The sequence below is a fragment of the Streptomyces sp. NPDC037054 genome (genome assembly GCF_055606745.1).
In genome coordinates this window covers 358,952-378,669 of the sequence record NZ_JBVJSJ010000004.1, presented here as the reverse complement: position 1 = coordinate 378,669, position 19,718 = coordinate 358,952, and the positions used below count along the sequence as shown (strand labels likewise).

Annotated in this window: 16 protein-coding genes; 8 read left to right on the top strand and 8 right to left on the bottom strand. The window is 71.5% G+C overall.

The annotated features are described in order from the left end of the window. The first annotated feature begins 331 nt into the window (after positions 1–331). From ACZ7D7_RS12605 to ACZ7D7_RS12595, 3 genes are all read left to right on the top strand, one after another. Positions 332–1,255, top strand: a complete 924-nt coding sequence (locus ACZ7D7_RS12605) for an ABC transporter ATP-binding protein (RefSeq protein ID WP_470824070.1) — start codon at positions 332–334, stop codon at positions 1,253–1,255. A 148-nt stretch (positions 1,256–1,403) separates the two neighbouring features. Then, positions 1,404–2,120, top strand: coding sequence for an ABC transporter permease (locus ACZ7D7_RS12600; protein ID WP_470824260.1), 717 nt, complete (start codon positions 1,404–1,406; stop codon positions 2,118–2,120). A 77-nt stretch (positions 2,121–2,197) separates the two neighbouring features. After that, positions 2,198–3,205 (top strand): COX15/CtaA family protein, encoded by a 1,008-nt coding sequence (locus tag ACZ7D7_RS12595; RefSeq protein ID WP_470824069.1) that lies wholly within the window; start codon positions 2,198–2,200, stop codon positions 3,203–3,205. A 53-nt stretch (positions 3,206–3,258) separates the two neighbouring features. Here the strand turns inward: ACZ7D7_RS12595 and ACZ7D7_RS12590 are convergent, their stop codons facing one another. From ACZ7D7_RS12590 to ACZ7D7_RS12580, 3 genes are all read right to left on the bottom strand, one after another. Further along, a complete protein-coding gene (locus ACZ7D7_RS12590; RefSeq protein WP_470824068.1) occupies positions 3,259–4,365 on the bottom strand; it encodes an amidohydrolase family protein in 1,107 nt (368 codons plus the stop codon). 66 nt (positions 4,366–4,431) lie between these two features. Continuing rightward, a complete protein-coding gene (locus ACZ7D7_RS12585) occupies positions 4,432–4,764 on the bottom strand; it encodes a hypothetical protein (protein ID WP_470824067.1) in 333 nt (110 codons plus the stop codon). 58 nt (positions 4,765–4,822) lie between these two features. Continuing rightward, positions 4,823–5,776, bottom strand: a complete 954-nt coding sequence (locus ACZ7D7_RS12580) for a heme o synthase (RefSeq protein ID WP_470824065.1) — start codon at positions 5,774–5,776, stop codon at positions 4,823–4,825. Between the two features lie 410 nt (positions 5,777–6,186). On the opposite strand from ACZ7D7_RS12580, the gene tkt reads away from it, so the two are divergent. Genes tkt through pgl form a run of 5 tightly spaced genes read left to right on the top strand, consistent with a single transcriptional unit; the run spans position 6,187 to position 12,885 of the window. Next, positions 6,187–8,274 carry a transketolase gene (gene tkt, locus ACZ7D7_RS12575; protein ID WP_470824063.1) on the top strand — a complete coding sequence of 696 codons (2,088 nt, stop codon included), beginning with the start codon at positions 6,187–6,189 and terminating at the stop codon, positions 8,272–8,274. 34 nt (positions 8,275–8,308) lie between these two features. Continuing rightward, positions 8,309–9,427, top strand: coding sequence for a transaldolase (tal, locus tag ACZ7D7_RS12570; RefSeq protein WP_470824062.1), 1,119 nt, complete (start codon positions 8,309–8,311; stop codon positions 9,425–9,427). A gap of 4 nt (positions 9,428–9,431) precedes the next feature. Next, positions 9,432–10,955, top strand: a complete 1,524-nt coding sequence (gene zwf / locus ACZ7D7_RS12565; protein ID WP_470824061.1) for a glucose-6-phosphate dehydrogenase — start codon at positions 9,432–9,434, stop codon at positions 10,953–10,955. Next, positions 10,952–12,103, top strand: a complete 1,152-nt coding sequence (gene opcA / locus ACZ7D7_RS12560; RefSeq protein ID WP_470824060.1) for a glucose-6-phosphate dehydrogenase assembly protein OpcA — start codon at positions 10,952–10,954, stop codon at positions 12,101–12,103. The genes zwf and opcA overlap by 4 nt, the downstream gene beginning before the upstream one ends. Beyond that, positions 12,100–12,885 (top strand): 6-phosphogluconolactonase, encoded by a 786-nt coding sequence (pgl, locus tag ACZ7D7_RS12555; RefSeq protein WP_470824059.1) that lies wholly within the window; start codon positions 12,100–12,102, stop codon positions 12,883–12,885. Before opcA ends, pgl begins: the two co-directional genes overlap by 4 nt. A gap of 94 nt (positions 12,886–12,979) precedes the next feature. On the opposite strand, the gene ACZ7D7_RS12550 is transcribed toward pgl, so the two are convergent. The 5 genes from ACZ7D7_RS12550 to ACZ7D7_RS12530 all read right to left on the bottom strand — a co-directional run bounded on the left by ACZ7D7_RS12550 (position 12,980) and on the right by ACZ7D7_RS12530 (position 19,675). Next, positions 12,980–13,819, bottom strand: coding sequence for a carbohydrate ABC transporter permease (locus ACZ7D7_RS12550; protein WP_470824259.1), 840 nt, complete (start codon positions 13,817–13,819; stop codon positions 12,980–12,982). Between the two features lie 8 nt (positions 13,820–13,827). Then, the gene (locus ACZ7D7_RS12545) at positions 13,828–15,192 is read right to left on the bottom strand and encodes an ABC transporter permease (protein ID WP_470824057.1); all 1,365 of its coding nucleotides are present in this window, start codon (positions 15,190–15,192) and stop codon (positions 13,828–13,830) included. A gap of 6 nt (positions 15,193–15,198) precedes the next feature. Continuing rightward, positions 15,199–16,527, bottom strand: coding sequence for an ABC transporter substrate-binding protein (locus ACZ7D7_RS12540; RefSeq protein ID WP_470824056.1), 1,329 nt, complete (start codon positions 16,525–16,527; stop codon positions 15,199–15,201). Between the two features lie 50 nt (positions 16,528–16,577). After that, positions 16,578–18,200 carry a glycoside hydrolase family 13 protein gene (locus ACZ7D7_RS12535; protein ID WP_470824257.1) on the bottom strand — a complete coding sequence of 541 codons (1,623 nt, stop codon included), beginning with the start codon at positions 18,198–18,200 and terminating at the stop codon, positions 16,578–16,580. 203 nt (positions 18,201–18,403) lie between these two features. Further along, positions 18,404–19,675: an ABC transporter substrate-binding protein gene (locus tag ACZ7D7_RS12530; RefSeq protein WP_470824055.1), complete on the bottom strand. Its 1,272-nt coding sequence runs from the start codon at positions 19,673–19,675 to the stop codon at positions 18,404–18,406. Positions 19,676–19,718 lie beyond the last annotated feature (43 nt).

The window sequence follows — 19,718 nt, the reverse complement described above, 5'->3', positions numbered from 1 at the left end:
CCATTGTTGCGTAATTCCTCGGAGCCTGACAAGCCGCGTCCGGATCACCCCGGGGTGCCCTGCGTCACTTAGGTAAACCTAAGGTGACCTGCGGAAACGATCTTTGATCGATCAAACGACGACTCTCGCGAGACCCGTCCGGGGCGCCGCAGCGGCACGCCCACACCCCCTCCGACCGGCCCACTTGCCCCACGCGGGGCGATTCCGGCGGACCGGAGCGATCCGGGCACGCGCCCCGCGCGGCCTCCGCGACGGCGTGCGCCCGCCCGTGCGGAGGAACTCCTGGGCCCGCCGGTCGGCGGGCCCAGGCGCGTCCCTAGACTCGTGACCCATGCGAAGTGAGCCCGTGGTCCAGGTCCACGCCCTGGTGAAGCGGTACGGCACGAAGACCGCGGTGAACGGCCTCGACCTGGTGGCCCGGGAGGGCGTCACCGCCGTACTCGGCCCCAACGGGGCGGGCAAGACGACCACCGTCGAGACCTGCGAGGGCTACCGGAGACCGGACGGCGGCACGGTACGCGTCCTGGGGCTCGACCCGGTGCGGCAGGCCGCCGAGCTGCGGCCCCGCATCGGCGTGATGCTCCAGTCCGGCGGCGTCTACTCCGGCGCCCGGGCCGACGAGATGCTGCGGCACGTCGCCAGGCTGCACGCGCACCCGCTCGACGTCGACGCCCTGATCGAGCGCCTCGGCCTCGGTTCCTGCGGCCGGACCGGCTACCGCCGGCTGTCCGGCGGCCAGCAGCAGCGGCTCGCGCTCGCCATGGCCGTCGTCGGCCGCCCCGAGCTGGTGTTCCTCGACGAGCCGACCGCGGGACTCGACCCGCAGGCCCGCCGCGCCACCTGGGACCTCGTACGGGACCTGCGCGCCGACGGCGTCGCCGTGATCCTCACCACGCACCACATGGACGAGGCCGAGCAGCTCGCCGACGACGTCGCGATCATCGACGGCGGCCGGGTCGTCGCCCAGGGCTCCCCCGAGGAGCTGTGCCGCGGCGGCGCCGAGAACACCCTGCGCTTCACCGGCCGCCCCGGCCTCGACGTCGGCTCCCTGCTCAAGGCGCTGCCCTCCGACGCCCTGGCCGCCGAGCTGACACCGGGCTCGTACCGCGTCACCGGCAAGGTCGACCCGCAGCTGCTGGCGACGGTCACGTCGTGGTGCGCCCAGCACGGCGTGATGCCGGACCGCATCTCGGTGGAACGGCACACCCTCGAAGACGTGTTTCTGGAGCTGACCGGCAAGGAGCTGCGTTCGTGAACACCGCCCGCAAGGGGTTCGGCCGGGGGTCCGGGGGTTGCCCCCCGGGACGGCACAGCCTGGAGCTGACCGGCAAGGAGCTGCGCTCGTGACGGCCACTGGTACGGGCCAGTACAGCCCGCGTCCCGGGGCGGCCCCCCTCCACCGGATGATCGCCGCGCAGGCCGCGCTGGAGACGCGGATGCTGCTGCGCAACGGCGAGCAGCTGCTGCTGACCGTCGTGATCCCCACGCTGCTGCTGGTGCTGTTCAGCACCGTCGACATCGTCGACACCGGCACCGGGAAGGCCGTCGACTTCCTCACCCCCGGCGTCCTCGCGCTCGCCGTGATGTCGACGGCGTTCACCGGGCAGGCCATCGCCACGGGCTTCGAGCGCCGCTACGGCGTGCTGAAGCGGCTCGCGGCCTCGCCCCTGCCGCGCTGGGCGCTGATGACCGCCAAGACGGTGTCCGTGCTGGTCACCGAGGTGCTCCAGATCGTGCTGCTGACGGCGATCGCCTTCGCGCTGGGCTGGTCGCCGCACGGCAACCCGTTCGCCGTGCTGCTGCTCCTCGTGCTGGGCACGGCCGCCTTCTCCGGGCTCGGCCTGCTGATGGCGGGCACGCTCAGGGCCGAGGCGACGCTGGCCGCCGCGAACCTGGTCTTCCTGCTGCTGCTCGTCGGCGGCGGCGTGATCGTGCCGCTGGACAAGTTCCCGGCCGGCGCGCAGGACGTCCTCGGTCTGCTGCCGATCTCGGCGCTCTCCGACGGCCTGCGGGACGTGCTCCAGCACGGGGCGGGCATGCCCTGGGGCAACCTCGCGATCCTGGCGGTGTGGGCGGTCGCCGGGCTCGCCGCGGCCGGGCGGTTCTTCCGCTGGGAGTAGAGGGGCCTTGCGCGGGGAGCCGGGCGGGCACCCGGAACCGCACCCTCGTGAAAGCGTGCACAAGCGCGCGGCCTACCATGGTGCGCGTGCCAAACGTGACCCGCGCCGACGCCCTGTCCGCCGTGCGCAACCCGCTCGCCTTCATCGCCGAACGCTGGACCCCGGACCCCCGGACGGTCCGGCGGGCGGCCCTCTCCGCGCTCGTCATGTCGGTGATCATCGTGGTCACCGGCGGTGCCGTACGCCTGACGGGCTCCGGCCTCGGCTGCCCGACCTGGCCCAAGTGCACCGCCGACTCGCTCACCGCGACCAGCGAGATGGGCGTCCACGGCGTCATCGAGTTCGGCAACCGCATGCTGACGTACGTGCTGTGCGCCGCCGTCGGCTGGGCGATCATCGCCGCGCGCGCCGAGAAGCCCCGGCGGCGCGGCCTGACCCGGCTGGGCTGGGCGCAGTTCTGGATCGTGATGAGCAACGCGGTCCTCGGCGGCATCGTGGTGCTGGTGGGCCTGAACCCGTACACGGTCGCGGCGCACTTCGTGGCCACGTCGGCGCTGATCGCGGTGGCGACGGTGATGTGGCAGCGCACCCGGGAGGGCGACGCCCCGCCGCGCCCGCTGGTGGGCAAGTCCGTCCAGCAGCTGGTGTGGGTGCTGGTCGCCGTGACCGTGCTGCTGATCCTGGTCGGCACGGTCGTCACCGGCGCGGGCCCGCACGCGGGCGACTCCAGCGAGGTCGAGCGGATGCCGGTCGACTGGGAGACGGTGAGCAAGCTGCACGCCGTGCTGGCGTGGATCGTGGTGACGCTGACGTTCGCCCTGTGGTTCGTGCTGAAGGCGGTCGACGCGCCGCGCGGCCCGCTGGCCCGGACGCGCGACCTGTTCCTGGTGCTGCTCGCGCAGGGCGCCATCGGCTACGTGCAGTACTTCACCGACCTGCCCGAGGTGCTGGTCGGCCTGCACATGTTCGGCTCGGCGGTGACGTGGATCGCCGTGCTGCGGGTGGTGCTGGCGCTGCGTGAGCGTCCGTGGCCGGACGCCGAGCTGCCGAAGCCGTCGGCCGAGGCGAGTCTCACGACGGCCTGAGCGGACCGGCTGCCGCAGGGAGGGGCCGACGACGGCCCGAGCAGGCGCGCGGCTCACCCCAGCCCGTACACGCGGCACGCGTTGCCCGAGGCGATCATGCCGGCGACCCGCTCCGCGTCGGCCAGGCACCACGCGCCGTCGGCGACCCAGGTGCCCAGCACGCGTCCGAGCGCCTCGCGGAACAGGCGGGCGGCCACGACGTGCAGCTCGGGCAGCCCGTGGGCGCCGCTGGAGAAGAGGATCTTGCCGAACGGCGCGAGCTCCAGGATCTCCGCGAGGACGGTCGCGGCCCGCGCCCCGGTGCGCACCAGCGCGGCGCCCGAGTCGGCGTAGACGTGCGGGAACACCCCGGCGAGGTGGGCGGCGTGCCGGTGGTAGGGGTAGCCGTGCAGCAGGACCAGGTCGGTGCCGAGCCCGGCCGTCGCCCGGACGAAGTCGGTGAGCAGCGCCGGGTCGGTGCGGTCGATGCGCGTGCCGGGCTCGCCGAGCCCCGCGTGCAGTTGCAGGGGGCGTCCGGAGGCGACCGCGATCCACAGCAGGTGGCGCAGCAGCACCGGGTCGCTCAGCTCCCCGCCGACCGGCCTGGCGGCCAGCCAGCGCGCGGCGGCGCCCCGCACCTCCCCCGGCCCGGGCGGCTCCGGCGCGACCGCGAGGCCGTGCCGCACCCCGGCGACGGACGTGAAGGCGACGGCGTGCGCGGCGGCGCCGTGCACGGACTCGGCGAGGTTGGCGAGGAAGGACTCGACCGTCCCCGAGGTGTCGGCGACCTGCTCGGCGAGCTGTTCGAGGCGCACGATCTCGTGGGCGTCGGCTGCGCCCGCGCAGGCCATCTCGTCGGGCCCGGTGAGGTCGCCGGGCAGACCGGTGTCGACGAGGTAGGTGGTGATGCCGCTGCCGCGCAGCAGCCGGCGGCCCGCCTCCAGGACGCCGAGTTCCCGGCGCCGGGCCAGGTAGCGGGCGGGCGGGCAGTGCGGTTCCAGGCCGAGCAGGGGCGGGCACCAGCGGCGTACCGCGAAGCCGGTCTGGGTGTCGAACAAAGTGGTGCCCGGCGCGGGTGGTCCCTCGGTGCGGGCCAGCCGGGCCTCGAAGGTGCCGAGGCCCAGCTCCGTCCGCACCACGCCGTGGCAGTACTGGTCCACGAGGGACGGCGTTTCGATCATCCGGGCTCCCCGTGGCTGGACCGTGCCGCGAACGGCTTCCTACGGTCCTAACGGGTGAACCCGGCCTCAGGTGTTGCGCGGACCGCCGACCTGGATGCCCGCCATGCGGGACCACTCGTACGGCCCCGTCTTCACCTTGGCCGCGAACTCGCCGTCGAAGTCCTCGTGGACGGTGATGCCGGCCTTCTCGACCGCCTTCTCGGCGATGCCGTAGCTGGGTGCGACCAGGTCGCCCCAGCCGCCGTCCTCGCCGACGAGCACGATCCGGGCGCCGCGCTCCCCGAGGTACGCCACCTGGCCCTCGGCGCCGCCGTGCGCCTTGGCGAAGGCGTCGATCCGCTTGGCGAGGCGGGCGATCGTGCGCTCGGCCTTCGCGTCAACCTGCTGCGTGTCTGCCATGGCCAGGATGCTACTCATCGGTAGATCGACTGGCGAGGGCGGGCCGGTGTGACGTGCGTCAGCGCAGGAACGGGTCGACGGCGATCGCCAGGAAGAGGATCGACACATAGGTGATGGACCAGTGGAACAGCCGCATCTCCTTCAGCTTCGCGCCGGTCACCTCGGCCTTGGCGCGGTTCTGCAGGCCGTGCGCCTCCCACAGCCAGAACCCGCCGGCCAGCAGGGCGACCGCCGTGTAGAACCAGCCGGTGTAGCCGAGCGGCGTCAGCAGCAGCGACACGCCGACCATGACCCAGCTGTAGAGGACGATCTGGCGGGCGACGACCTTGTTGGAGGCGACGACCGGGAGCATCGGCACGCCCACGCGCGCGTAGTCGTCCCTGACCTTCATGGACAGCGGCCAGTAGTGCGGCGGCGTCCAGAAGAACATGACGAGGAAGAGGATGACGGGCGCCCACGACATGGAGTTCGTGACGGACGACCAGCCGATCAGCACCGGCATGCAGCCCGCGATGCCGCCCCAGACGATGTTCTGCGAGGTGCGGCGCTTGAGGAGCATCGTGTAGACGACGACGTAGAACAGCAGGGCGCCGAGGGAGAGCCAGGCCGAGAGCCAGTTGACGGTCAGGCCGAAGAGCAGGGTGGAGACGACCGCGAGGGCGATGCCGAAGGCGAGGGCCTCGCGGGGGCTGACCATGCCGGTGACGATCGGGCGCTGGGAGGTGCGGTCCATGAGCGCGTCGATGTCGCGGTCGATGTACATGTTCAGGGCGTTGGCGCCGCCCGCGGAGAGGAAACCGCCGAGGCAGGTGAGCAGCACGAGGCCGAGGTCGGGCACGCCCTGCTGCGCCAGGAACATCACCGGGACGGTGGTGATGAGCAGCAGTTCGATGATCCGCGGCTTGGTGAGAGCCACGAACCCCATGACACGGGCCCCGAGCGGCCGGTGGACCGGGCTTTGGCTCGCACCGATTACCCCCGCTGGACGGGATTCAACGGCCGTCACGCACACCCCTACAGAGACATCCCAGCAAGCCTCCCCGTGTGAAGTCCCGGTAAAGGCTCGCGCGTACCACGCCACTGTAGACGTTGCCCATACCCGGATCTTCGCGGGGGTCGGTCGTGTTGACGGGGCCGCCCCGAGGGGGGTCGCAGCCGCTGGTGGAAGGGTCCTCCGACGGGCGTTCCGAGGCTCGATTGAGCACTCGTTTGACCGGCTCCGTATTCAGATGTCGAGCACCGAAGAGGCCTGGTCGGGAGGCGGATCGGAAAGAGTTGCCACAGTCTGGATTGGGCCGAAAAATCGCATGCGCTTCGGGGGTAGGCTCGGCTGCGGCCGGCCGACGTTTTGGCAATACGCCGGCTGCCGGCGGGCGTCACGTGCGCCGGCATCCGACATGTGGAGAGGAGCCCTGACTCAGGGTGAGCACCAAGCCGACCACCACAGACCTCGACTGGACCGAGCTGGACCAGCGGGCCGTCGACACCGCGCGCGTCCTGGCCGCCGATGCCGTACAGAAGGTCGGAAACGGCCATCCCGGTACGGCGATGAGCCTGGCGCCCGCCGCCTACACCCTCTTCCAGAAGGTGATGCGGCACGACCCGGCCGACGCGGACTGGGTCGGACGTGACCGCTTCGTGCTGTCCGCCGGCCACTCGTCCCTGACCCTCTACACCCAGCTGTACCTCGCCGGTTTCGGCCTGGAGCTGGACGACCTGAAGGCCTTCCGCACCTGGGGCTCGAAGACCCCGGGCCACCCGGAGTACGGCCACACCACGGGCGTGGAGACGACCACCGGCCCGCTGGGCCAGGGTGTCGCCAACGCGGTCGGCATGGCGATGGCGGCCCGCTACGAGCGCGGCCTGTTCGACCCGGAGGCCCCCGAGGGCACCTCCCCGTTCGACCACTTCGTCTACTGCATCGCCGGTGACGGCTGCCTCCAGGAGGGCATCTCCGCCGAGGCGTCCTCGCTGGCCGGGCACCAGAAGCTCGGCAACCTGATCCTGCTGTGGGACGACAACCACATCTCGATCGAGGGCGACACCGAGACGGCGGTGTCCGAGGACACCGTCAAGCGGTACGAGGCCTACGGCTGGCACGTGCAGCGCGTCGAGCCGCAGGCCAACGGCGACCTGGACCCCGCGGCGATCTTCGCGGCGATCCAGGAGGCCAAGGCGGTCACCGACCGGCCGTCGTTCATCGCGATGCGCTCGATCATCGCCTGGCCCGCCCCGAACGCGCAGAACACCGAGGCCGCCCACGGCTCGGCGCTCGGCGACGACGAGGTGGCCGCGACCAAGCGCGTCCTGGGCTTCGACCCGGAGCAGACCTTCGAGGTCAGCGACGAGGTCATCACCCACACCCGCAAGGCGCTGGAGCGCGGCCGCGAGGCGAAGGCGGAGTGGGAGAAGTCGTTCCAGGCGTGGCGCACCGCCAACCCGGAGCGCGCCGCCGAGTTCGACCGCATCGCCGCGGGCGAGCTGCCCAAGGGCTGGGAGGAGAAGATCCCGGTCTTCGAGGCGGGCAAGGGCGTCGCCACGCGCGCCGCGTCCGGCAAGGTCCTCCAGGCGCTCGGCGCGGTGATCCCGGAGCTGTGGGGCGGCTCGGCCGACCTCGCGGGCTCCAACAACACCACGATCGACAAGACGAGCTCCTTCCTTCCGGCGGACAACCCGCTGCCGGAGGCGAACCCGTACGGCCGCACGATCCACTACGGCATCCGCGAGCACTCCATGGCCGCGGAGATGAACGGCATCGCGCTGCACGGCAACACCCGCATCTACGGCGGCACCTTCCTGGTGTTCTCCGACTACATGCGCAACGCGGTGCGGCTGTCCGCGCTGATGCACCTGCCGGTCACCTACGTGTGGACGCACGACTCCATCGGTCTCGGCGAGGACGGCCCGACCCACCAGCCGGTCGAGCACCTCGCCTCGCTGCGCGCCATCCCGGGCCTGAACGTCGTGCGCCCGGCCGACGCCAACGAGACCGCGATCGCCTGGCGCGAGATCCTGCGCCGCTGGACGAAGGAGTTCGGCAAGGGCACCCCGCACGGCCTGGCGCTGACCCGGCAGGGCGTGCCGACGTACGAGCCGAACGAGGACGCGGCCAAGGGCGGCTACGTGCTGTTCGAGGCGGAGGGCGGCGAGCCCGAGGTCGTCCTGATCGCCACCGGTTCCGAGGTGCACGTCGCCGTCGAGGCGCGCGAGCGGCTGCAGGCCGAGGGTGTGCCGACGCGGGTGGTGTCGATGCCGTCCGTGGAGTGGTTCGAGGAGCAGGACCAGGGGTACCGGGACAGCGTCCTGCCGCCGGCCGTGAAGGCACGCGTCGCGGTCGAGGCCGGTATCGGTCTGACCTGGCACAAGTACGTGGGAGACGCGGGCCGCATCGTTTCCCTGGAGCACTTCGGTGCGTCCGCCGACGGCAAGGTGCTCTTCCGCGAGTTCGGTTTCACTCCGGAGAACGTGGCCGCCGTCGCGCGGGAATCGATCGCCGCGGCCCGGCGCTGACGCTCACATACGACACGTAGGAGATGGAATTTCCATGACAGACGCACTGAAGCGCCTTTCCGAGGAAGGCGTCGCGATCTGGCTGGACGACCTGTCGCGCAAGCGGATCACGTCCGGCAACCTGGCCGAACTGATCGACCAGCAGCACGTCGTGGGCGTCACCACCAACCCGTCGATCTTCCAGAAGGCGATCTCGGAGGGCCACGGCTACGACCAGCAGCTCGCCGACCTCGCCGCGCGGAAGGTCACGGTCGAAGAGGCCATTCGAATGATCACGACGGCGGACGTCCGTGACGCCGCCGACATCCTGCGCCCGGTCTTCGACGCGACGGGCGGCCAGGACGGCCGGGTCTCGATCGAGGTCGACCCGCGCCTGGCCCACGACACGCGGGCGACGGTCGCCGAGGCCAAGCAGCTGGCGTGGCTGGTGGACCGGCCGAACACGCTCATCAAGATCCCGGCCACCGAGGCGGGCCTGCCGGCGATCACCGAGGTGATCGGCAACGGCATCAGCGTCAACGTCACGCTGATCTTCTCGCTGGAGCGCTACCGCAAGGTCATGGACGCGTACCTGGCCGGTCTGGAGAAGGCCAAGGAGCGCGGCCTGGACCTGTCGAAGATCCACTCCGTGGCGTCGTTCTTCGTGTCCCGCGTGGACACCGAGATCGACAAGCGGATCGACGCGCTCGGCACCGACGAGGCCAAGGCGCTGCGCGGCAAGGCCGCCGTCGCCAACGCGCGTCTGGCCTACCAGGCGTACGAGGAGGTGTTCTCGTCCGACCGCTGGTCGGCGCTGGAGAACGCCGGTGCCAACCGTCAGCGTCCGCTGTGGGCGTCGACGGGCGTGAAGGACAAGGCGTACCGGGACACCATGTACGTCGTCGACCTGGTCGCGCCGAACACGGTGAACACCATGCCGGAGGCCACCCTGGAGGCCACCGACGACCACGGCGAGATCACCGGCAACACCGTCGCCGGCACCTACGAGCAGGCCCGCGCCGACCTGGACGCGGTGGAGGCGCTCGGCATCTCGTACGACGAGGTGGTGCGGCTCCTGGAGGTCGAGGGCGTCGAGAAGTTCGAGGCGTCCTGGAACGACCTGCTGAAGTCGACCGAGGCCGAGCTCGAGCGCCTCGCCCCCTCGGAGGGCTGACGCCTTGTCGAGCAGCAACCCGCTGCGTGACCCCGCAGACCGACGGCTCCCGCGTATCGCGGGGCCGTCGGGCCTGGTCATTTTCGGCGTCACGGGCGATTTGTCCCGCAAGAAGCTCATGCCCGCGGTGTACGACCTCGCGAACCGGGGTCTGCTGCCGCCGGGCTTCTCCCTCGTCGGCTTCGCCCGCCGCGAGTGGCAGAACGAGGACTTCGCGCAGGAGGTCCACGACGCCGTCAAGGAGCACGCCCGCACGCCCTTCCGCGAGGAGGTCTGGCAGCAGCTCATCCAGGGCATGCGCTTCGTGCAGGGCACGTTCGACGACGACGAGGCCTTCGAGCGGCTGCGCGCCACGATCGACGAGCTGGACAAGGCGCAGGGCACGGGCGGCAACTTCGCCTTCTACCTGTCGGTGCCGCCGCGGTCCTTCCCGGTGGTCATCCAGCAGCTGAAGAAGCACGGCCTGGCCGACCAGACGAGCGGCTCCTGGCGCCGCGCGGTCATCGAGAAGCCGTTCGGACACGACCTGAAGTCGGCCGAGGAGCTGAACAAGGTCGTCCACGAGGTCTTCGCCCCGGACCAGGTCTTCCGCATCGACCACTACCTGGGCAAGGAGACCGTCCAGAACATCCTGGCGCTGCGGTTCGCCAACACGATGTTCGAGCCGATCTGGAACCGGTCCTTCGTGGACCACGTGCAGATCACCATGGCCGAGGACATCGGCATCGGCGGCCGGGCCGGCTACTACGACGGCATCGGCGCCGCCCGCGACGTCATCCAGAACCACCTGCTCCAGCTCCTCGCGCTGACCGCGATGGAGGAGCCCGCCTCCTTCGACGCGGACGCGCTGGCCGCGGAGAAGACCAAGGTGCTCGGCGCCGTGCGGCTGCCGCGGGACCTGGGGCGCGACACCGTGCGCGGCCAGTACACGGCCGGCTGGCAGGGCGGCGCGAAGGCCGTCGGTTATCTCGACGAGGAGGGCATCGACCCGTCGTCGAAGACCGACACCTACGCCGCGATCAAGGTCGGCATCGACAACCGCCGCTGGGCGGGCGTCCCCTTCTACCTGCGCACCGGCAAGCGGCTCGGCCGGCGCGTCACGGAGATCGCGGTCGTCTTCCAGCGGGCCCCGCACTCCCCCTTCGACACCACGGCCACCGAGGAGCTCGGCTCCAACGCGATCGTGATCCGCGTCCAGCCGGACGAGGGCGTCACGGTCCGCTTCGGTTCGAAGGTGCCGGGCACGTCGATGGAGATCCGGGACGTGTCCATGGACTTCGCCTACGGCGAGTCGTTCACGGAATCCAGCCCGGAGGCGTACGAGCGGCTGATCCTGGACGTGCTGCTCGGCGACTCGAACCTCTTCCCCCGCACCGAGGAGGTCGAGCTGTCCTGGAAGATCCTCGACCCGATCGAGGAGTACTGGGACACCCACGGCAAGCCCGCCCAGTACCCGGCCGGTACCTGGGGACCCGTCGAGGCGGACGAAATGCTCGAGCGAGACGGACGGAGCTGGCGCCGGCCATGAAGATAGACCTCACGGACACCACGGCCAGCAAGATCAACAAGGCGTTGGTGCAGGGCCGCCGGGCGATCGGCACGCCGGCCGTCGGCATGGTGCTCACGCTGGTCATCGTCACGGACGAGGAGAACGCGTACGACGCGCTGAAGGCGGCGAACGAGGCGTCGCGCGAGCACCCCTCGCGCACCCTCGTCGTCATCAAGCGCGTCTCGCGCACCCCGCGCGACCGCACGCAGTCCCGGCTGGACGCCGAGGTGCGGGTGGGCGCGGACGCGGGCACCGGCGAGACGGTCGTGCTGCGGCTGTACGGCGACGTGGTCGGCCACGCCCAGTCGGTGGTGCTCCCGCTGCTGCTGCCGGACGCCCCGGTGGTGGTCTGGTGGCCGGTGAACGCGCCGCTGGACCCGGCCAACGACCCGCTGGGCGCCCTGGCGCAGCGCCGGGTCACCGACAGCTACGCCTCGGAGCAGCCGGTGCGCGAGCTGGCGGCGCGCGCCGAGTCGTACACGCCGGGCGACACGGACCTGTCGTGGACGCGCATCACGCCGTGGCGTTCGATGCTGGCGGCGGCCCTCGACCAGGTCGTGTGCGAGGTGCGGGGCGTCGAGGTGGAGGGCGAGGAGTTCAACCCGAGCTGTGAGCTGCTGGCGATGTGGCTCGCGGACCGGCTGGACGTGCCCGTGAAGCGCTCGACGTCGCCGGGGCCGGGGCTGACGGCGGTCCGCATGGACACCGACTGCGGCCCGATCGTGCTGGACCGGGCGGACGGCTCGCTGGCGACGCTGGCCATCGAGGGCCAGCCGGCCCGCGCGGTGGCACTGAAGCGGCGGGAGACGGCCGAGCTGATCGCGGAGGAGCTGCGGCGGCTCGACCCGGACGACACCTACGCCTCGGCGCTGCGCTACGGCGTGGACCGGCTGGAGGTGTCGGCGGCGGGACGGCCCGCGGCGGGCGACGGCGACCGGGTGACCGACCGGACCCCGGCGGCCGACGACGTCCCCGAGGCGCCCGCGGCGTCCGGCAACCCCGAGGTGACCGACGACGGCCCCGTGGCGGTCGAGGCCCCCGAGGAGTCGGCGGCGAAGGCGCCCGCCAAGCGCGCGGCGAAGAAGGCTCCGGCGAAGGTTCCGGCGAAGAAGGCGGCGGCGAAATGAGTACGGCACCGCAGCTGGTCGTGCACCGCGACAAGGAGCTGATGGCGCAGGCCGCGGCGGCCCGGCTGATCACGAGGATCGTGGACGCGCAGGCCTCGCGGGGTTCGGCGTCCGTGGTGCTGACGGGCGGCCGCAACGGCAACGGCCTGCTGGCGGCGCTGGCCGCGGCGCCCGCGCGGGACGCGGTCGACTGGGGCCGGCTCGACCTGTGGTGGGGCGACGAACGGTTCCTGCCCGACGGCGATCCGGAGCGCAACGTCACGCAGGCGCGTGAGGCGCTGCTCGACTCGGTGCCGCTGGACCCGGAGCGGGTGCACGCGATGCCGGCGTCGGACGGCCCGTACGGCTCGGACGTGGACGCGGCGGCCTCCGCCTACGCGCAGGAGCTGGCCCGCGCGGCCGGTCCCGAGAACCACGGTCCGGTCCCGGTGTTCGACGTGCTGATGCTGGGCGTCGGCCCGGACACGCACGTGGCGTCGCTGTTCCCGGAGCTCCCGGCGGTCCGGGAGACGGAGCGGACGGTGGTCGGGGTGCACGGCGCCCCGAAGCCGCCGCCGACCCGGGTGACGCTGACGCTTCCGGCGATCCGCGCGGCCCGCGAGGTGTGGCTGCTGGCCGCCGGGGAGGACAAGGCGGAGGCCGCCGAGATCGCGCTGTCGGGCGCCGGGGAGATCCAGGCCCCGGCGGCGGGCGCGTACGGCCGGGCCCGCACCCTGTGGCTGCTGGACTCGGCGGCGGCCTCGCGGCTGCCGAGGGCGCTGTACCCGCCGGCGACGGCCTGACGAGCACACTGCCCCGACACGAAAAGCCGGCCCCCCGCTTTCCGCCGAAAGCGGGGGGCCGGCGCTCGTGGGGCGGGCGTGGCCCGACCGGTCCCTACTTGACCGAACCGGCCATGACGCCCTGCACGAAGTGCCGCTGGAAGGCGAAGAAGACCACCAGGGGCACGATCAGGGAGACGAAGGCGCCGGGCGCCAGGACGTCCACGTTGCTGCCGAACTGGCGGATCTGCGACTGGAGTTCCACCGTCAGCGGCTGCGAGGAGCTGTCCGCGAAGAGCAGCGCCACCAGCATGTCGTTCCACACCCACAGGAACTGGAAGATGGCCAGCGAGGCGATCGCCGGGCGGCCCACGGGCAGCACCAGCTGGATGAAGATCCGCCACTCGCTGCCGCCGTCCATGCGGGCGGCCTCCAGCATCTCCTTGGGCATCTCGGCGAAGTAGTTCCGCAGCAGGAACACCGCGAACGGCAGCCCGTAGGCAACGTGGAACAGGACCACGCCCGGGATCGTGCCGAACAGGCCGAGCTGGCCGAAGAGTTTGGCGACCGGCAGCAGACCGATCTGCACCGGCACCACCAGCAGGGCGACCACCAGCAGGAACACCGAGTCGCGGCCGGGGAACTCGAGCCAGGCGAAGGCGTATCCGGCGAGGGCCGCGATGACGACGACCAGGACGGTCGTCGGCACCGAGATCAGCACGGTGTTCCAGAAGGCCTGCGTGATGCCCGCGTTCTCCAGCAGCGCCGAGTAGTTGTCGAAGGACAACTGCCCGGGGCTGGTGAACGCCGTCCACCAGCCGCCCTGCGCGGACTCCTCGGCGGAGCGCATGGAGGACAGGAACAGTCCGGCCAGCGGCGTCAGCCACACGAAGCCGATCAGGACGAGGAAGGCCTGCACGGCGGCGCTGCTCAGCCCACGGCGTATGGCGTTCATCGCCGAGTTCATCGCTGACTCCTTCGGAAGCGCCGGACGTTGAACACCATCGCGGGGATCACCAGCACCAGAAGCAGCACACCCAGCGCACTGCCGAGGCCCTGGTTGTTGCCCCCGCCGAACGACACGAGCCACATCTGGGTGGCGAGGACGGTTGCGTCCTCCTGCACGGGGCCGGGGGCGATGATGTAGACCAGGTCGAAGACCTTCATGACGTTGATCACGAGCGTCACAAAGACGACCGTAAGCACGGGGGCGAGCAGCGGTACGGTGATGCGCCGGAAGATCTGCCACTCGTTGGCTCCGTCCATGCGTGCCGCCTCGAGAGCGTCCCGGGGCAGCGTGGCGAGACCCGCACCGATCAGTACCATCGCGAAGCCGGTCCAGATCCACAGGTACGCCCCGATGATCGCCGGGGTGACCAGAGTCGGCCCGAGCCAGGAGATGCCGTCGTACGGGGGTGCGAAGTTCGTGGCGGGCAGCCTCACCTCGTAGGAGCCGTCCGCCAGACCCGTGAACGAGAAGGAGCCGTCCGATCCGGTCGTGGTGCTCGCGACCGTCTTGCCGTCGCGGACCGCCTCGACCTTCATCTCGGGCAGGCCGCTCTCGCGCTGGTCGACGCGGCCCTGCTCCCCTCCTCCACCGGGTGTGAAGTCCAGGTAGACCACACCGCTGAGCTCGTCGGCGCCGGCCTTGCGGGCGGCGGCCTCGTGGGCGGGCTCGGCGCCGCCGGGCAGGTCGTCCGGCAGGACGCCGACGAGGCCCAGGTTGACCGTGTCGCCGGGTGAGACGGCGGTGTCCGTGCGGTACGAGCCGTCGGCGCCCTTGACGACGCCCTGACCGTCCCGGGCGCGGGCGGTCGGGTAGGACGCGGTGTCCTTGAAGGCGTCGTGGACGGAGATCACGGCGGCGTTGAGCACGCCCTTGTCCGGGTCCTCCTCGTAGGCGAGCCGGAAGATGATGCCGGCGGCGAGGAAGGACACGGCCATCGGCATGAACAGCAGCAGCTTGAAGGCGGTCGCCCAGCGCACCTTCTCCACCAGGACGGCCAGGATCAGACCGAGGCCGGTCAGCAGGGCCGGCGCCACCACCACCCAGATCGTCGTGTTCCGGATGGCCTTCAGCGTCGCCGGGTCCTGGAACATCTCGGTGTAGTTCTCGGCGCCGACGAAGTTGTTGCCGGAGGCGTCGAAGAAGCTCCGCCCGACCGAGAACAGCACGGGGTAGACGACCAGGGCGCCCAGCAACAGGACCGCAGGGAACACGAACAGCAGGGCGATGATCCGGCCGCGGCGCCGGAGCCGCCGGGGCCCCGGCGCGGGGCCGGCCGCGGTGGGCGGCCCCGCTTCCTCTTTCACCAAGGTGGCGGTCATGGCAGGTCAGCTCCCGTACGCCTTGGCAGCCGCCTTCTCCAGCTCGGCCGCCGTGGCCTTCGGGTTGGACGGGTCGCGCAGGAAGTCCTGGAGGATCTTCCACTCGCCGGTGCCCTTGGTGCCGCCGAACGCGGCCGGGGCCTGGTCGGACATGTCGAAGCGCACGGAGTCACCGGCGTCGACGAGGGACTTGGCGGTCGCGCGGGTCACGTCGTCGCCGTAGGAGGCGAGGTCGAGCGCCTTGTTCGGGGAGAGGTATCCGCCGATCTCGGCCCACACCGCGGAGGCCTCGGGGGTGGCGAGGTACTCCAGGAGCGCCATGCCGGCCTTGCCGTTCTTGGCGTCCTTCAGGACGACGGCCGCGTCGCCGCCGGAGACCACGGGGGCCTCACCGGAGCCGACGGGCGGGAACGGGAAGAAGTTGGCGTCCTCGCCGATCTTCTTGCCGAACTGGTCCTTGGCGACACCGGCGACGAAGTCGCCCTCGTAGACCATGCCGGCCTCGGGCTTGGGGCCGAAGACCTTCTCCACCGAGCCGGGGAAGTCGGTGTTCAGGGCGCCCTTCTGGCCGCCGGCGATGAGCTGCTTGTCCTTGAACAGCTTGCCGAGCGTGGTGAGCGCGTCGACGACGGTCGGGTCGGTCCACTTGATCTCGTGGGCGGCGAGAGCGTCGTACTTCTCCGGTCCGGCCTGGGAGAGGTAGATGTTCTCGAACCAGTCGGTCAGCGTCCAGCCGTCCTGGCCGGCGACGGAGAACGCGGCGAGCCCGGAGTCGGAGACGGTCTTGCCGGCCTTCAGCATCTCGTCGTAGGTCTTCGGCGTCTCGACGCCGGCCTGGGCGAGGGCGTCGGGGCTGTACCAGACCGTCGACTTGTGGGCGGCCTTGAAGTAGAGGCCGTAGAGCTTGCCGTCGACGCTGCCGTAGTTCTTCCACACCGGCGCGAAGTTCTCGTCCACGGCCGACTGGGTCTTCGCGGACAGCGGCTTGAGCCAGCCGTTCTTGGCGAACTGCTGGAGGACGCCGACCTGCGGGACCATCACGACGTCGGGCGCCTGGCCGCCCTCGATCTTGCTGCCGATGACGGTGGAGACGTTGTCGCCGGTGGGCACGAACTGCGTCTTGGCGCCGGTCTTCTCGGTGAAGGCGTCCAGCACCTTCTGGAAGTTCTTCTGCTCGGTGCCGGACCAGACGCCGGCCACGGTGACGGTCTGGCCGCTGAGGGCCTTGTCGCCGCCGCCGGCGGAGACGTCGTCGCCGCCGCCGCACGCGGTGGAGCCGAAGGCGAGGGCTATGGCGGTGCAGCTCGCGAGGAGGGTGGTACGTCGTCGCATCATCGTTGATGTCCCTTCATGGATGGGGAGTTGACGGAAAGTTCCGGGGTGGCTCAGTGGTCGGTGAGCCACCAGGCGGCCGTGGAGCCGGGGAGCTCCCCGGCGGGGCAGGGGCCGCTGGACAGCAGGGGGGTGCCGGGGGCCGGCGCGGGCACGGGCACCGTCCCGAAGTTCACGGCGCACACGAGGCCGTCGCCGCGGTCGAAGGCCAGCACCTCGGGCCCGGCCTCCAGCCAGTGCAGCGTGCCCTCGCCCAACTGGGGCAGGGCGGCGCGCAGTTGGAGTCCGTCGCGGTAGAGGTGCCAGAAGGAGCGGGTGTCGGCGAGCGCCCGGTCGGTGGCGTACTCGGCGAAGTACTCGGGCTGCGGCAGCCACGGCTTGGCGCTCTCCGCCCCGGAGGTGAAGCCGAACGGGGAGGCCTGTCCGGACCAGGGCAGCGGCACCCGGCAACCGTCGCGGATCCGGGCACGGCTGCCGGTGCGGTGGAATATGGGGTCGGTGAGGACGTCGTCGGGCAGGTCGACGACCTCGGGCAGGCCCAGTTCCTCGCCCTGGTAGATGTACGCGGCGCCGGGCAGCGCCAGCATCAGCAGCGCGGCGGCGCGGGCGCGGGCGGCGCCGAGGCCGCTGCCCTGCGGGTCGTGCTCGCCGTAGCGGGTGACGGTGCGGACCTGGTCGTGGTTGTTGAGCACCCAGGTGACCGTGGAGCCGGTGCCCGCGATGTCCTGCATGGCCTCGGAGATGACCTTGCGGAAGGCGTCGGCGTCCCAGGGCGCGCTGAGCAGGTCGAAGAAGAACGCCTGGTGGAGCTCGTCCGGGCGGACGTACTTGGCGTGTTCGCGGGCGGTGGGCACGGAGACCTCGCCGACGAGCAGGCGGTCGTGGCCGTCGCGGGCGGTGTACTCCTCGCAGATGGCCCGCCAGCGGCGCCACACGTCGTGCACCTCGGGCTGGTTCCAGGCGAGCGGGTTGACCGAGTCGCGGGTGCGGGCGTCGGCCTCGGGGTCCGGGGAGTCCGGCAGGTCGGGGTGCTTGTAGAGGCCGGCGGCGACGTCGATGCGGAAGCCGTCGACACCCCGGTCGAGCCAGAAGCGCAGGACCTCCTCGAACTCGGCGGGGACCTCGGGGTTGCGCCAGTTCCAGTCGGGCTGTTCCGGCGTGAACATGTGCAGGTACCACTGGCCGGGCCGGCCGTCGGCCTCGGTGACGCGGGTCCAGGCCGGCCCGCCGAACATGGCGTGCCAGTTGTTGGGCGGCTCGTCGCCGTCCGGGCCGCGGCCGTCGGCGAAGTGGAAGCGGGCGCGCTCGGGGCTGCCGGGCGCGGCGGCGAGGGCCTCGCGGAACCAGGCGTGCTCGCTGGAGCAGTGGTTCGGGACGATGTCGAGCAGGACGCGGATGCCGAGCCGGCGTGCGGCGCCCATCAGCCGGTCGAACTCGTCGAGGTCGCCGAAGACGGGGTCGACGCCGCAGTAGTGGGCGACGTCGTAGCCGTGGTCGTGCTGCGGGGAGGGGTAGAACGGGCTCAGCCAGATCCCGTCCACGCCGAGCTTCTTGAGGTAGGGCAGTCCTGCCCGGACGCCGGCGAGATCGCCGATGCCGTCACCGGTGCTGTCCAGGAAGCTGCGGACGTACACCTGGTAGATCACTGCGTCGCGCCACCAGCGGTGGGTGTCGATGCGCTTGAGACTCACCCCGTCGACCTGTCTGTGCGTGCCTGTCGTGCCGGACGTTATGCATGCATGTTAAGTAGCCGTGACGAGAGGGTGTCAATGAACGTGCGGATGCTACTGGCGAGTTGACCAGACAATATCCGGCCACATTCGGGCATCCCGCACTGAGTTGATATGTGCGCGTTACCTAACAGGTAACTAGAGGGAGATCACCGGGAGACAGCGGCGAGCTCGCGCGCCAGCCGCCGCACCGCCGCCTCGGGCGTGCCGCGTCCGGTCAGCGCGTCGTGCACGACCGCCTGCACCACCAGGGAGACCTGGTCGTAGCGCGGGCTCTTGGGGCGCGGCTCCGCCGCGAGCACGCTCTCGCGCAGCGTCGGCAGGTACGGGAACCTGGCGATCAGCTCGGGGTCCGCGTAGAGATCGGCGCGTACGGGCGGCAGGGCGCCCTCGGTGAGGACCTGGCGCTGGACGCGTTCACTGGTGAGGTACGCGATGAGCCGCGCCGCGGAGTCGGGGTGCCGCGCGTGGGAGCTGACGGCGAGGTTGGAGCCGCCGAGCACACTGGTGCCCGGACCGTCGGGCCCGGGCAGCGGCACGGCGCCGACCTTGCCGGCGACGCGTGAGTCGGGGGCCGAGGCGCCGACGTAGGCATAGGGCCAGTTCCGCAGGAAGAGCAGCCGGCCGTCCTGGAAGGCCTGCTTGGACTCCTCCTCCTTGTACGTCAGCGCCCGGCGCGGGATCCAGCCCTCGCGGACGCCGCGCACGAGGAAGCCGATGCCCTCGCGGGCCGCCTGCGAGTCGACGGTGACCCGCTCGCCCTCGTCGCCGAGGATCGTGCCGCCCGCCGAGTAGACGGCCTCGGCCGCGTTGACGGTCAGCCCTTCGTAGGGCAGCAACTGGCCCGCGTACCCGTCGAGTCCGTACTTCGGCGCGACGGTCTTCGCCGCGTGCTCCAGTTCGGCCCAGGTGCGCGGCGGCGGCACGCCCTCCTTCGCGAGGACGTCCTTGCGGTACAGCAGCAGCCCGGCGTTGGTCACGTACGGCACGGCGTACAGCCTGCCGTCGTAGGTGGCCGTGTCGACCACCGGTTGCAGGAAGGTGCCGAGCGGGAAGCGGTCGCGCGGCAGCGGGCGGATCCAGCCGGCCGCCGCGAACTCGGACGTCCAGTTGACGTCGATGTTGAGGACGTCGAACCGGCTGCGCTCACCGCCGCCCCGCAGGTCCGTCGCCATCTGCGCGCGGGTCTCGTCCGCGGAGTCCGGCAGCTCGACGAGCGTGACGTGCTCGCCGGGATGCGTGCGGTTCCAGCCCTCCAGGAGCGGCCCGAGGTAGCCGGTGAGGTCTCCCGCGGTGGCCAGCGTGAGCGGTCCGCGCCCGTCGGCGGAGCCGCCCTCGGCCCGCGCCCCGGAGGCCGCGTACCCGGTCAGGAGCACCGCGAGAACCAGGAGGGACCTACCGGCGGCGCGCATCCACCGCATAGGTTCCTCCCTGAACACCGGGACCGGGCGTCTTCGCCCGCGG